This is a genomic window from Pseudonocardia yuanmonensis, assembly GCF_039542425.1.
GTDB classification, from domain to species: domain Bacteria; phylum Actinomycetota; class Actinomycetes; order Mycobacteriales; family Pseudonocardiaceae; genus Pseudonocardia; species Pseudonocardia yuanmonensis.
In genome coordinates this window covers 345,038-358,934 of the sequence record NZ_BAABIC010000005.1, presented here as the reverse complement: position 1 = coordinate 358,934, position 13,897 = coordinate 345,038, and the positions used below count along the sequence as shown (strand labels likewise).

The following is a 13,897-nucleotide window of genomic DNA, read 5'->3' as shown; positions in this document are numbered from 1 at the left end:
AGATCTCTGTTCCTGCAGCGGAGAGGCCGTGTTCTCAGATCGTGGCGAGCCGACGGAATCGACTTCCGTGGAAGACGAGCGGCTCCGTCTCCGGGCTCACGCGGATTCCGTGGATCCGGAGGAGTACCACGTCGTGGTCACCGGCTGGGATCTCGGCGTGAAGACTGCAGTCGAGCCACATCGTCGCTCCCTCGATGAAGACGCCGCCGTCGGCGTGCCCCATCCAGTCGGTCCCATCGAAACGATGAGCCGCGTCGCCGGCAAGCCGTCGGCAGATGTCCTCCTGACCGAGGGCCAGGACACTGAGGCCGAGGCGCCTACCCGCACGCAGAAGTGGCCAGGTCGTCGACTCGTGCCGCATGTTGACCGAGACGAGCGGGGGTTCGACGGACACGGTCGTGAAGGAACTGGCCGCCACACCCACGGGGAGGTCGTCGACCCGGGTGCAGACCGCGGCGACTCCGGAGGGGAAGGAACTGAAGGCGCGCCTCAGCTGTGTCTCGTCGACTACCGGATCGAACAAGGGGAAGTCCATTCGTGTGTGGCTCGCGTGGAACGAGGCGGCTTGACCATCGCTGAGAATGTGTTGTGCCGGCCGATCGGGCGGGCTGCCCAGGCCGTCCGGGCCAGACCCGGAGCGACCTGCACCCTCCGGGGTCGAGGCAGTCGGAACGGTGACCCGGGGTGGGTCACACGAGCCGCCCGGCCGAACGCCGTTCACGGCCGCGTTCTCAGCCGGCTCGGCGAAGTTCCCGTCGACGAGGAGCCCACTGGTCCCGGGGAGACGTTCCTGCGCCGTAGGTGTGGCGTCGGCCGGGCGGCTCGTGAACATCGGTCGCGCGCCTCTCAGGTCGGTGGAGCCACGCTCGACGTCGATGGAGATCTCGTGCCGAGCGTCGGGGAAGGGGCTACGGACGGCCGCCGTGCGGCACGTCCACCCGCACGGTCAGCAGCCGGGACTCATGCGTCGCCGCACGGGCAGCGGGATCGAAGTCAGGGGCGGCGCAGATGAACAGGGTTCGACCGTCGTCGCCGCCGAGCATGCAGGCGAAGACGCCGCTGTCGACCTGGATCTCGTCGACGACGTTTCCGCCCTCCTTGACCCGGATCACCTTGCCGCTGAGGGCATCGGCGATCCACAGCGCTCCCTCGGCGTCGAGGCAGCACCCGTCCGGCGCCACCTTGACCTGGCTCAGCACGGTGCCGAAGTCCGGCCCGACCGGCACCTCACCGAACTGGGCCCAGACTCGCCGGTTCTGCAAGCGGCCACTGTCGTCGATGTCGAAAGCCGTCACCCGGTTGGCGAAGGTCTCGCCGACCACGAGCACGTTGTCGTCGGTGACCACGCTGCCGTTCGGGAAGTGCAGCCCCTCCGCGGCGTTGCTGACCGTCCCGTCGGGGTCCACCCTGGTGAGGGTCGTCGGCGCCGGATCCGCCCCTGCGCCCAGGTCGAAGCCGAAGTTCCCCACGTAGGCCCGCCCGGCGGAGTCGACGACCATGTCGTTGAGGTTTCCGCCGACGTGGTCCTTCAGGTCCGCGTGCACCACGACCCGACCGTCGTGTTCGCGTCGAAGAAGCGTGTGGTCGCGCGCCGAGACGACGAGCAGCCGTCCGTCGGGCAGCCAGCCCAGACCGCCCGGCTGGTTCGGGACGTCGAGCTCGGTCCGCAGCTCCGACCCGTCGGCGGCCGCGGAAAGGACCCTGTTCGTGTAGAAGTCAGAAAACCAGATCCGGCCTTCGTGCCACCGAGGGCACTCCACGAAGGACATGCCGCTGACGATGGTGGTCAGTTCACTCATGTGCGAGGTCCTCTCTCAGGGTTGCAAATGCAGGGCGTCCGGTCCGTCGGCGCCGCCCAACGGGTCGCACGATCGATGAGTCCGTCTGTTCTGTGCGTAGGCCGCTATTCCACCGGGATGAGTGCAAGCGGCCCGCCGCGGGAAGCATCTCTCGGAGAAGGCGATCCACCGCCGTCGGGAACGGCCCGCAGGTACCGACATCGGAGTGGCGCGTGAATGTAGAATCGCAGTTCCGACATGCCGCATCGGTCGTCTCTCTGTCGCGCCTGCACGCACGGACGGGGGTCACCGACCTGCTACGTACCACCGACAACGGCGCTAGGGGTGCGGCGTCGCTGCGGCATTCCTCCGTGTCGTGAGACCGACGAACCCTCAGGTCCGATGGATCGGGTCACGACTCCTCGCACTGTCTCACTCAACGGACAGAACGGGTTGTAGCATCCTGCGACGGTCGCCTGGACGCGCGGAGAAGGTGTAGCGCATCGCTACACCGCCGCTGCGAGAGCTGTCCGTAGCCTCGTCGGTCGAGGCAGTTGGACGGATGGTGGTCGCCTTTCTCGAAGGCGATAGGACAAAGGAGTTGACACCGTGAGGTCTCTCGTTGGTGGACTTTATCTGTCCGCTCCCCGGCCATATCACGAGTCGGACTCCTGATGGGCGGTCCCGGGGACTAGTGGTCCCGTCCGTCAGTCGGACTGACGGTGCGATCTCGACACCCACACCCGCGCCTCGTCGACGTGATCGTGAGGCGCAGTCGAGTCTCCGACGGCGATCACCGGCAGGTGCGCCCCCGGATCGATGTCAACGACGCGATCGACATCGAGGCCGCCGGTCCTGCGGTGGCCGCCGACCATCGCGCCCGATCCTCTGCCCTTCGTTGCTCTGCGCTGCGGGAACCGCCACGACCGTGAGCGGATGACGTGCTCCCCGCGGAACCGTCGTCACATCGACCTCGACGACCTCGTGGCAGGCCGTGAGGACCTCGCGGAGCAGCGTGATCTCGCGACCGAACCAACCCATCACTAGAACGGAGATCTGCCGTGAAGGCGAGCCTTCAGCTTCTCTTCCAGAACCACGACACCGGCATGTCGGACGCGGAGCTCTACGCCGCGGAGCTGCGCCTCGCCGAGCTGGCCGAGTCGCTCGGCTACTCCGCGATCTGGTGCATCGAGCACCACTTCGACGGTGACTACTCGATGTGCCCGGACAACACCCAGCTGCTCTCGTACCTGGCCGCCCGGACCAAGAGCATCGAGCTGGTGCCCGGTGCGATCATCCTGCCGTGGTGGACCCAGCCGCTGCGGGTGGCCGAGAAGGTCGCCCTTCTCGACATCCTCGCCAACGGTCGCGTCCGTCTCGGCCTGGGCCGCGGTCTGGCCCGCAGCGAGTACGCGACCATGGGCATCGACATGAGCGAGTCGCGCGAGCGGTTCGACGAGGCTGCCGAGCTGGTGCTGAACGCGCTCGACACGGGTGTCGCGGTCGGCGACGGCCGCTTCTTCAAGCAGCCCGAGGCCACCCTCGCCCCGGCCCCGCCCAGGGGCTTCCGGGACCGGATGGTGTGCATCGCGATGTCTCCCGACTCGCTGAGCGTCGCGGCCAAGCTGGGCGCGGCCATGGCGACGTTCGTCCAGTTCCCGATCGAGCAGCACGCGCCGCTGATCTCCACCTACCAGGAGGAGTACCGCAAGGAGCAGGGCGTCGACGCGCCGCCGCCCACGCTGACCGAGTTCGTGGTGTGCACCGAGGACGAGGAGGAGGCCAAGCAGCTGGCCACGGAGTACATCTCCCGGTACTTCACCACGGTCATGCGCCACTACGAGTTCGCCGGTGTGCACTTCGGCGACACGAAGGGGTACAAGTCCTACGACGCCGTCGCAGCCATGATCCGCGAGGCCGGCCAGGAAGCGGCCGCGGAGGGCTACGTCCAGGCCCAGACCTGGGGCACGCCGGACCAGATCATCGAGAAGATCAAGGCGCGCCGCGCGGTCATCGGTGACTACGACCTGAACTGCGCCTTCTACTACGCGGGTATGCCCGTCGAGAAGGCCGAGGCCAGCATGCGCCTCTTCAGCGAGAAGGTGCTGCCGGAGCTCAAGGCGCTGTAGTAGAGCGGCAATGCGATCGGGGTGGCCGGTCGGCCGACGCCGATCGTGCCGCTCTCGAAGGTGGGCCGGATGGTCGGCCGGCCCACCTTCGCCGGCTCGGTAAGCAGGGCGGGCCCGCTTCATCGTTCGCCGGCTCCTCCGCCGGACCCGTCACCGGCATCGGTGCGCTCGGGCAGACGGAAGGCGAGTCTCTCTCATTGATCGAGCGAGCGGACACCGTCCCATTACGCTACAACCCGTCGCCTGTGAACGCGGGTAGCCTCCACCGACGCGGAGGCGACCCGCCTCGCGCTGCCAACGGAGGCGGACGGAGGCTCTAGCTCATGCTGTTGCGGCCGTGGAAGGCACTGTCGTGGGGAGCCGGGGCTCTCCCCACGGGTCCCCGGCGTCCTTGCCGCGGGCTGAACTCATGAGTTGGCTCCGCGAGTTCTCGCAGGCTCGAGATGACGTTCTCTCGTCCTCCGTACCTCAGGTCCCGTCCCCTCCGAGTCTGATCCGTCCGACGGTCTACGACTCGTGGCGGCGGTCCCGACTGCAAGGGCTCCACCCAGAGCAGGTCGAGCCTCGCTACTTGCTGGAGACGGAAGCCGACGGTTACCTGGCACGCACGGTTGCTCCGATCGTGGACAAGTATGAGGTAGCGCTGGAGCATGGGGCCTATGCGCTGGTGCTCACCGATCGAGATGGTCGGCTGCTCAGCCGATGGGTGAAGGACCCGGCGTTGGCCACGGTGATGGACAATCTCGGCGTCGCTCCCGGGACGAACATGGACGAGTCGACAGTCGGGACGACGAGCCTCATCGCCATGCTGACGGGTCGCCCCGAGATGATCAAAGGTCCGGAACACTTCTCCGAGAAGTTTCGGGATTTCAGCTGTTCGAGTGCTCCGATCATCCACCCCATCAATCGCCGGCTCCTCGGGAGTGTCTCCCTCATCTGTCGGCTGTGGGACACCGCACCGATCATGCTGCCGTGGATCATCGAGTTCGTCGCCGCGGTGACAGAGTCGTTGCGGGTCAGGGCCTCGCACCGGGAGCAACAGCTTCTCGATGCGTACACCGCCCATAATCGGGACGCTCGTCATCCCGTCGTCGCACTCGACTCGAAGACGATCATCACCAATGCCGCGGCTGCTCGGCTCCTCGGCGGAGTCGACCAGAGCCTCCTCTGGGAACACGCCCGCCGCAGTCTCGTCGACCGTCCGCACGGCCCGAGTACCCTGACGCTGCCGGACGGGCAGATTTTGACCGTCGACTGCCGAGCAGTCTCCAATGACGGTGACGACGCCGGTGCAGTTCTGGTGATCAAGAAGCAGGCCCAGCCTCGTCGTGACATCGACGGCACGGCGGCAGGGAGCGGATTCAACCAGCTGCCGCGTCTGGTCGGCCGGAGCGCGAGCTGGCGGGCCCTCTGCCGTCAAGCCGCAGACCACAGAGGAAGCCTGTCCCCGGTCCTGGTGACTGGGGAAGCTGGCTCGGGGCGGCTCGCCGTCGCGCAAGCGCTTCAGGGTTGGAGGGACGTCCGCGTCATCGATGCCGCCGACGCGTCCTCGCGTGGAGCCAAGAGGTGGTGTCGTGATCTCGAGGCTCTCCTCGACGTCCCAGATGTGTCTCTGGTGATCAGACATGTCGAGCTGCTCAGTCCCACCTCCGCATTGGCAGCCCTGGCGACGCTCCGCCGAGCGTTCCCGCACAGGCTTCTGGCCACCGCGGAGAAGCTGGCGTTCGACTCGACGAGCCACAACGCGTTGCTCGACTCGTTCACTGCTGTGCTCGAGGTACCGCCTTTGCGAGATCGACTCGAGGACTTCTCCGACCTGGTTGCTCACCTGACGGAGCGGGTTACCGATGGTGCTGCACAGGTGCAGTGGACACCCGAGGCGATTCAGACCCTCAGCCGTCTGGACTGGCCGGGGAACCTGAACTCGCTCAACGCACTCGTCCGTAGGCTCGTCGTGGGGCGGTCGAGCGGACGCCGAATCGGTGTGGAGCACCTACCTCCCGAGTATCTCGCTCGAGGGGCCCGGCGCCCGCTCGCGAGTCTGGAGCAGACCGAAGCCCAGGCGATCATGAATGCCCTGCAGGCTGCGGGCGGCAACAAAAACCAAGCCGCGCTGTCGCTCGGGATAGCCAGGTCGACGCTCTATCGGAAGGTCCGAGCTCTTGGTCTGGACCTCTCGTCCACCGTCTACTGACCGGATCGCCCACACTCGGCCGAGGTGCGGGAGGACCGGGCCACATGCACAACCGGATGGTGCCGCCGTACATCCCGGCGGCAGCCGGGCTCGTCTGAGCACCGCGTGACAGGGTCGAGTGTGTCGCCGTTCTCCGAGCTTTGCACGCGTCTGGTCGCCTATTCGTGGCTCACCAGCTCGATGCTGGTGGCTGCAGACCGGCGACGCGCCGCCCCGGCGACGGGGTGTAAGGATATTCGCCCACCGAGGGGTCTCGGGAGACTCCTTGACCCCGTCGCCGTTTCGGCGCTGGGGAAGACCTAGCGGTCGATCAGAGCAGGTAGCTGCCGGCGTCGACGGACAGCGCCGCACCGGTGATGTATCGCGCCTCGTCGCTGGCGAGGAACAGCACGGCGTTGGAGATGTCGATCGGTTCGACCCAAGGGATCGGCAGCAACTGCAGCCCGCTCGACGCCTCAGCGAACTCATCCCTGGTGGCACCCGACTTACCTGCGAACAGGTCGTAGATCGGCTGGTTGTGGATCATGTCGGTGTTGACCTGGGTGGGGTGAACACTGTTCACCCGGATGCTGGCGGGCGCCAGCTCCATTGCCAGGGTGCGGGTCAGTCCGACGACGCCGTGCTTGGCCGACACGTAGTGCGCCATGTTGGCGTATCCGCGGACGCCTGCCACCGAGCTGGTGAGGACGATCGAGCCACCGTTGCCGGCAGCCTTGATATGGGGAATCGCTGCTTTGGCCGTGTGCCACACACCGCTCAGGTTGATGTCGATCATCGTGCGCCACTCGTCCTCGGGAAGCGACTCCGCGGGCGTGGGGGTGCCGACGACACCTGCGTTCGCGCTGACGATGTCGAGCCGCCCGAGCTGGCTGACGCCTTCCTCGACCGCGGTCTCGACCGCGTCGAAGTCCCGCACGTCCGCCTTCTTGGCCACGATTCGTCGGTCGAGGGCCTCGACCTGGCGCACTGTCTCGGCGAGGTCGGCCTCGGTTGCAGGCGGGCTCACCTCGTAGGGCACGCCCTCGCAGATGTCAACCGCAATGATGTCGGCACCCTCCTGCGCCAGTCGGAGCGCGTGCGAGCGCCCCTGACCGCGTGCAGCGCCAGTGATGAAGGCGACTTTGCCTTCAACTCGTCCAACCATGATCTTTCTCCTCTTGCATCACTCGATGAATGAACTCGCCCGCGAAGGGCGTGGCATCTGCTCGGAAGGTCTTACGTGTAGAAGAGTTGGGGCGATCGTCGGCTCTTAGCGATGGGCTGTGTGACGCGGACGCAGTGCCGGACGGGTGTGTGACAGTCATCTGAATGTAAGCCCGTGGCTGTTCAGATGCGTTCAGTCGTGCATTGGACCTCAGTATCGGCATGTGCGTCCAATTGGCGGTCAACGTAAAGATCCATGGCGCAGCGTTCTGTCCGTACCGCAAGTTCTGGCTGGTCGATCATTGCAGCGGAGCATCGCATCTCGGAGGTCGTTGAGGTTGTAGCGTTCTGCGACGGTGGGTAGCCCCGCCAGCTTTCGCGAATTCCCCCGCCTGATTGGTGCAGAGCGTGGGTCACGGGTGGGAGGCCCGTGTGAGTGGCGAGATGAGCGGCGCTCGAGGACGCCGTGCCGTCTCCGGAGACGGGGATAGTCGTGAGGACGGTCCTCAACCCGAGGCCGGGCATGGAGGTCAACCTCGGCGAGAAGAGCAGCGCTCGACATCGGCGCGCCGCCCGACACCGCCGCGCACACCCAACCGCGCTGTGAGCCGGAGATCGTGTTCATCCTCGGCTCGGCCGTGACCTCGCGGGCCCCTGTCGCCGCAGCTGATGTCGTCGCCGCTCGTCCGGGGTCGCCGTCGGCATCGAGGTCCTCGACTCCCGACATCTCGACTACCAGTTCACCACCGTGGACGTTGTCGCCGACAACACCTCGGCGAGCCGTTTCGTCGTCGGCACCCCGGTGTCGCCCGCGGGCATCGACCTGCGGCTCGTCGGCATGGTGATGGAGCACAATGGCCAGGTGGTCGCCACCGCGTCAGGGGCGGCCTCCCTCGGCCACCCCGCCGCCGCCGTCGCCTGGCTCGTGCGCCGCCTGGCCCCCGAGGACGAAGGCCTCGCCGCAGGCCAGGTCGTGCTCTCCGGCGGTCTCACCGCCGCCGTCCCTGTCGGTCCTGGCGACGTCGTCACCGTCACGATCGACCGACTCGGCTCGATCGAGCTCGGCTGCCGGTGAGCCCTCGACACAAAGACGACGGGCCGCTGCCACCCTTGCAGCCGGACAGTCGTGACTGGAGGCTGAACGTGATCATCACCCGCCCTGCAGCACACGTCCATGACGTGCCTGCTGCTGTCCGATCGGCCACGGCTCGGCCTGTCGGTGCTCGTGTCCCCACACAACCGGGGCTGCAGCCCATTCGCCCCGAAGAACGGATGCCGGTTCGCCGGTTCCGTGGAGCCACTCGTGGTGCGAAATCACGCGCGTGGTGCGAGTTGCGGAGGCTGGTGAGGGACTTACGGCCGGTGTTGTCGCTGCTAGGAGGCTTGGGAGGGGGTTCGCGGAATCGTGGCAGTCAAGGGGTCAGGGGTTCGAATCCCCTCAGCTCCACCCTTCTGACCGGGCCGGGTGTCTTCCGACTCTCCGCCCGCCGTGTCGTGGCGCGAGTCGCCTCAATCCCGCGCCATGCCACCCGCTCCGCGCAAGCATCGAGATCAGATGGGGTCGGGCTGCCGCCCCGATCAAAGCGTTGTAGCGGCGTCGGATGTCAGAGCGGCGAGAGCGCTCATCACGGAGGTGTTCGGATCGCCGTTCTCGACCACTTCGACAGTCTTGACGCGTTCGGCGATCCGTCTGCCGATCTCGGCGGTGTCGGCGCCCATTCCGGGGCCCGCGAGGCTCGGAAGCTCGGCCATGACGGAAGCGACCGCAGCCTCGAGCGCGAGTGCGGCCTCCGCCTCTCCGAGGGTGGCCAGGCACATCGCCGCCGAGAGAGCGGCCGCCGCCGGGTTCGCCCACCCGGTGCCGGCGATGTCCGGCGCGGAGCCGTGGACGGGCTCGAACATGCTCGGGGCGCTGCCGGTGGGGTTGTGGTTGGCACTCGCGGCGACGCCGAGCCCGCCCTGCACCGTGGCTCCGAGGTCACTGATGATGTCGCCGAAGAGGTTGTCGGTGACGATGACGTCGAAACGTCCGGGGTCCAGGAGAAGGTGCTGGCACATGGCGTCGGCATGGACGTAGTCATGGGCCACGTGGGGGTGGCGAAGGCCGACTTCATCCACGATGTCGTTCCAGAGCCGGCCGGCGTGAGTGAGGACGTTCTTCTTGTGGCAGAGGGTGAGCCGCCCTCGGCGGGTCGCCGCGAGGCGGAACGCGAACTCCACGGCCTCTGTCGTCGCGGCCGCGGTCGTGACCGAGTTCTGGGTCGCGACGGCGTCGGCGGTGCCCGCGTGCACCGTCATGCCCCCGCCGGTGTACGGGCCCTCGGTGTTCTCCCTGACGATCACCATGTCGCAGTTCTCGGGTCGCACGCCGGTCACCGGACTCTCCACCCCGGGGTACAGCCGAACCGGACGAATGTTCATCGACTGGCGGAAGGCGAGACGCAGGGCCACGACGAGGCCGTGCTCGAGAACGCCTGGAGCCGACGGCGAGATCGTGAGCGCGCATGGGGCGTCCTTCCTCGGGTTCTCTGCGGTTGCGTGCGCGGGTGTCCGGACCGTCCACCGATTTCTCCGGCCTACGGAGTCGCCGCCGGTTCCACACGCGTCCGGCGGCGGTGTGACCACCTACGAGGCGACCGGCTCGTAGGTGTGGAAGCCTCGTCCGCTCTTTCGTCCGAGAAGGCCGGCTTCCACCATCCGGACGAGCAGCGGCGGCGGGGCGTACAGCGGCTCCTTGAACTCCGCGTAGAGGGAGTCGGCGATGGCCTCGGTGGTGTCGAGCCCGATCAGATCGGCGAGCCGGAGCGGGCCCTGCGGATGCGCGCACCCGCGCACGAGGCCCTCGTCGATGTCCTCCGCGCTGGCGAACCCGGACTCCACCATGCGGATCGCCGAGAGGATGAACGGGACGATCAAGGCGTTGACCACGAATCCCGCGCGGTCCTGGCAGTCGATCGCCTTCTTCCCCAGCGTGCCCTCGACGAAGGCCCGCGCGACGGCCACCGTGCCGGTCGAGGTCAGCAGGCTCGGCACCAGCTCGACGAGGGAGAGGACCGGAACGGGGTTGAAGAAGTGGACCCCGAGGACCTGCTCCGGCCGTTCGGTCGCCACCGCGAGCTTCATGATCGGGATCGACGACGTGTTGGACGCCAGCACCGCCGTGTCGCTCTCCACGATCCTGTCCAGATCGCCGAACAGGCGGACCTTGGCCTCCTCCGACTCCGCGATGGCCTCGACGACCAGGGTGCGGTCGGTGAGGGCCTCGAGGTCGGTGCTGACGGTGATCCGGTCCAGCACCTCGTCCGCGGAGCCGATCCTTCCCCGCTTCTCGGCCCGGCGGAGCGAGGACTCGATGCGCCCCAGCCCTGCGCGGGCGCGGTCGTCGTCGGACTCCACGACGGTGACCGGGCACTCGGCGCGGGCGGCGACCTCGGCGATGCCCGCCCCCATGAGGCCGCAGCCGACTACTCCGACGTCGTGCATGAGTCGTCTCCTCTCGGGTGGTCGGTCAGCCGGCGACGGCTTTGCCTTTGACCAGTTCGGCGGTCCGGTTCACGAGTTCGGCGGTCCGGGTGACGGTCTCGGCGTGCCGCAGGTGCGCGGCGTCGACGAGCATGCCGTCGACACTCGTCGCGCCCCGGCCCGTCGCCTCCGCCTCGCGGTAGGCGGCCACGACGCGGCGGGCGTGCTCGATCTCGTACTTCGTGGGGGCGAAGGCGCTGTTCGCGATCTCGACCTGGCTGGGATGGATCGCCCACTTCCCGACGTAGCCCATCGCCGCCGCACGCTCCGAGGCGATCCGGTAGGCCTCGGGATCGCGGAAGTTCGGGAAGGGTGCGTCGATGGCGTCGATCCCGGCCGACCTGGCCGCGACGACGACGCGGGCGCGGGCGTAGTGCCACATGTCCCCTGGGTAGTCGACGACCGGGTCGAAGTTCGTGTCCACGCGAGCGCCCTGCGAGGCGGAGAAGTCACCCGCCCCGAAGATGACCGCCTGGAGCCGGTCGCTCGCGCGGACGATCTCGCCGACGTTCTCCAACCCCTCCGTCTCCTCGATCAGCACCTCGAGGGCGATGCGCTCGGTCAGGCCGAGGGTCTCCTCCAGCTGGGTGAGCAGGGTGTCCACCCACCAGACGTCCCGTGCGTGGCGCACTTTCGGCACGATGATCACGTCGAGGGCCTCGCGGGCCTCGGTCACGGTCTCGATGACGTCGCCGTAGGCCCAGCGGGTGTCGATCGCGTTCATGCGGATCGCGCGCAGGGTGCGGCCCCAGTCGAGCTCACGGAGAGCCTTGGCCGCCTTGCCGCGGGCGGCTTCCCGCTCCGCCGGGGCACAGGCGTCCTCGAGATCGAGAAAGACGAGGTCGGCGTCGGAGGCGGCGGCCTTGGCGAACATCCACTCGTTGCTGGCGGGTGTCGCCAGCTCGGAACGGCGGGGGCGGGAAGGTCGTGACACGTCAGATCACTCCGTCTTCGCGCAGGGACTTCAGGTCGGTGTCGGAGAGCTCGAGGAGGTCGGCCAGGACCTCGTCGGTGTGCTCGCCGAGCGAGGGGCCGAGGTGGTCGACCCGCCCGGGGGTCGCGGTGAGCAGCGGCACCGGCCCTTGCACGGTCATGTGGCCGAGCTCGGCATCGGGAATGCGGCGGTACACGTTGCGGGCCTTGAGCTGTGGGTCGTCGAGCAGCTGTTCGGCGTCGTAGACGGGAGCGGCGGCGACCTGCGCCTCCTCGAAGACGGCCATCGCCTCGTCGAGGGTGTGTTCGGCGACCCAGTCGGCGATCACCGTGTCGATCTCGGCCGCGTTCCTGAGTCGTTGCTGTGCCTCGGCGAAGCGCGGGTCCGTGGTGAGGTCGGCCCGTCCGACGGCGCGCAGGGCCCGCATCGCGATCGACGGGGCGCTGCCCGACATCGCGAGCCAGCGGTCGTCCTTGGTGCGGTAGGTGTTGCGGGGGGCCGAGATGTCCCACCGGTTGCCGCTGCGCGTGGGGACGACGCCGAGCTGGTCGTAGGTCAGCACCGGCTGTTCGAGGAGCCGGGCGAGGGGCTCGATGAGGTTGACGTCGATCAGCTGTCCGGCGCCGCCGTGGACGTCCCGGTGGTACAGCGCGGCGAGCACGGCGTAGGTGGCGTTCAGGGCGGCGACGCCGTCGCCGAGCATGAAGGACGGGAGTGTCGGCGGGCCGTCGGGGTGTCCGGTCATGTGGGCGAACCCGCTCATCGCCTCGCCCAACGTCCCGAAGCCCGGGTAGTCCGACTTGGGGCCGCCCGACCCGTAGCCGGTGATGTGGACCATGACCAGGTTCCGGTTCTCCGCGGCCATCGACTCGTAGTCGATGCCCCACCGTGTCATGGTGGAGGGGCGCAGGTTCATGATCAGGACGTCGGCCCCGCGGGCCAGCCCGCGGAGGACGTCGCGGCCGCGCTCCTCACGGAGGTTGAGCGTCACCGACTTCTTGTTGCGGCCCAGGCTCTTCCACATCAGCCCGACGCCGTCCTTCTGGGCGCCCCACTGGCGGACCGCGTCCCCGCCCTCGGGCTGCTCGATCTTGATGACCTCGGCGCCGAGCTCGCCGAGCCAGGTGGCCACGAGGGGGCCCGCGGCCAGCGAGGCGGCGTCGATGACCCGGAGGCCGGCCAGCGACCGGGCGGTCGGAGGAGTGCTCATGTCCGTTCTCCTGTTCGCTCAGGCAGGCTGCAGCCGGGACTCGCGCTGACGCACCAGCGCGGTCACGACCTCGTTGTAGGGCGCCCGCAAGCCGGCGCGCGCCGCCTGCTCGGGAACCGCTCCGTTGATGACGTCGATCTCGCTGAGCCGACCGGCGAGGGCGTCGAGCAACATCGACGGGCGAGCGTGCGGAATGCTGGAACCGAAGTTCCGCACGTACTCCACCGGGTCCTCGATGGCGAGGGGGACGCCCAGCGCTCGACCGACCTCCCACGCCTCGGTGGCGCAGCCGGACGCGATCCGCCAGGCGTCGGGATCCTCGATCACCTCGCCGATCGTCAGCCCGGTGACCGCGCACGTCCCGGAGAAGCACACGTTGCAGAGGAACTTCTCCCACACCATGAGCTCGATGTCGTCGTAGGTGGACACGCGGAACCCTGCTGCCGACCAGACCGAGGCGACCTTCGTGAGTCGCGGCGTCACCGGGCCGCTGAGCTCCCCCATGTGGAGCATCTCCCAGCCCTCGTGTCGGACGTGGCCCGGCTCGGGGATGGAGGCTCCGAAGCCGCCGACGATGCCGACCGCCACACCTTCGCCGCCGCCCAGGACGCCGGCGATCCGCTCGGCACTGCCCAGCCCGTTCTGGATCGTCAGCACGACGGTGCCCTCGCCGACGAGCGACTTGGCCGCCGTCGCGGCGTCGACGACGTCACGCGCCTTCGTGGCGACGACGACGAGATCGCACCGACCGACCTCCGTCGCGTCCGTGGTGGCGTGGGGATGGGCGACGCGGTCGCCGCTCGCTCCCTCGACACGCAGACCGTTGCGACGAATGGCGTCGATGTGGTCGGCCCAGGTGTCGACGGCCCAGACCTCGTTACCTGCCGATGCGAGGAGGCCGGCGTACACCGAACCCATCGCTCCCGTACCGACTATGGCGATCTTGCTCACGTGGTCGGTTCCTTCCTTGGCGTCCAGTGTGTCGGA

At 68.2% G+C, this 13,897-nt stretch carries 12 protein-coding genes; 3 read left to right on the top strand and 9 right to left on the bottom strand.

All coding sequences use genetic code 11. The features are described from left to right. Positions 1–34: 34 nt before the first annotated feature. Both ABD990_RS10085 and ABD990_RS10080 read right to left on the bottom strand, forming a co-directional pair. The gene (locus tag ABD990_RS10085) at positions 35–535 is read right to left on the bottom strand and encodes a flavin reductase family protein (RefSeq protein ID WP_345379990.1); all 501 of its coding nucleotides are present in this window, start codon (positions 533–535) and stop codon (positions 35–37) included. Positions 536–908: 373 nt separating this feature from the next. After that, positions 909–1,799 (bottom strand): SMP-30/gluconolactonase/LRE family protein, encoded by an 891-nt coding sequence (locus ABD990_RS10080; RefSeq protein ID WP_345379989.1) that lies wholly within the window; start codon positions 1,797–1,799, stop codon positions 909–911. 1,040 nt (positions 1,800–2,839) lie between these two features. Between ABD990_RS10080 and ABD990_RS10075 the strand changes: the two genes are divergently transcribed. Both ABD990_RS10075 and ABD990_RS10070 read left to right on the top strand, forming a co-directional pair. Further along, positions 2,840–3,907: an LLM class flavin-dependent oxidoreductase gene (locus ABD990_RS10075; RefSeq protein ID WP_345379988.1), complete on the top strand. Its 1,068-nt coding sequence runs from the start codon at positions 2,840–2,842 to the stop codon at positions 3,905–3,907. A 571-nt stretch (positions 3,908–4,478) separates the two neighbouring features. Then, the gene (locus ABD990_RS10070) at positions 4,479–6,101 is read left to right on the top strand and encodes a sigma-54-dependent Fis family transcriptional regulator (RefSeq protein WP_345379987.1); all 1,623 of its coding nucleotides are present in this window, start codon (positions 4,479–4,481) and stop codon (positions 6,099–6,101) included. Between the two features lie 310 nt (positions 6,102–6,411). Here the strand turns inward: ABD990_RS10070 and ABD990_RS10065 are convergent, their stop codons facing one another. Next, on the bottom strand, positions 6,412–7,245 hold the full coding sequence (locus tag ABD990_RS10065) for a mycofactocin-coupled SDR family oxidoreductase (protein WP_345379985.1): 834 nt from the start codon (positions 7,243–7,245) through the stop codon (positions 6,412–6,414). A gap of 182 nt (positions 7,246–7,427) precedes the next feature. Continuing rightward, entirely contained in the window at positions 7,428–7,769 is a 342-nt protein-coding gene (locus ABD990_RS10060) for a hypothetical protein (protein WP_425569568.1), read from the bottom strand. A 223-nt stretch (positions 7,770–7,992) separates the two neighbouring features. Here ABD990_RS10060 and ABD990_RS10055 point away from each other — a divergent pair, with 223 nt between their 5' ends. Further along, on the top strand, positions 7,993–8,319 hold the full coding sequence (locus ABD990_RS10055; protein WP_345379984.1) for a 2-keto-4-pentenoate hydratase: 327 nt from the start codon (positions 7,993–7,995) through the stop codon (positions 8,317–8,319). A 503-nt stretch (positions 8,320–8,822) separates the two neighbouring features. On the opposite strand, the gene ABD990_RS10050 is transcribed toward ABD990_RS10055, so the two are convergent. From ABD990_RS10050 to ABD990_RS10030, 5 genes are all read right to left on the bottom strand, one after another. Beyond that, positions 8,823–9,695, bottom strand: coding sequence for an isocitrate/isopropylmalate family dehydrogenase (locus ABD990_RS10050; RefSeq protein WP_345379982.1), 873 nt, complete (start codon positions 9,693–9,695; stop codon positions 8,823–8,825). A 174-nt stretch (positions 9,696–9,869) separates the two neighbouring features. Beyond that, complete coding sequence (locus ABD990_RS10045; protein WP_345379980.1) at positions 9,870–10,727, bottom strand: 3-hydroxybutyryl-CoA dehydrogenase; 858 nt, start codon at positions 10,725–10,727, stop codon at positions 9,870–9,872. 25 nt (positions 10,728–10,752) lie between these two features. After that, positions 10,753–11,700: an HpcH/HpaI aldolase/citrate lyase family protein gene (locus ABD990_RS10040; protein WP_345379979.1), complete on the bottom strand. Its 948-nt coding sequence runs from the start codon at positions 11,698–11,700 to the stop codon at positions 10,753–10,755. A gap of 1 nt (position 11,701) precedes the next feature. Then, complete coding sequence (locus ABD990_RS10035; protein WP_345379976.1) at positions 11,702–12,910, bottom strand: CaiB/BaiF CoA transferase family protein; 1,209 nt, start codon at positions 12,908–12,910, stop codon at positions 11,702–11,704. A gap of 18 nt (positions 12,911–12,928) precedes the next feature. Next, entirely contained in the window at positions 12,929–13,861 is a 933-nt protein-coding gene (locus tag ABD990_RS10030; protein WP_345379974.1) for a ketopantoate reductase family protein, read from the bottom strand. Between the last annotated feature and the right edge of the window lie 36 nt (positions 13,862–13,897).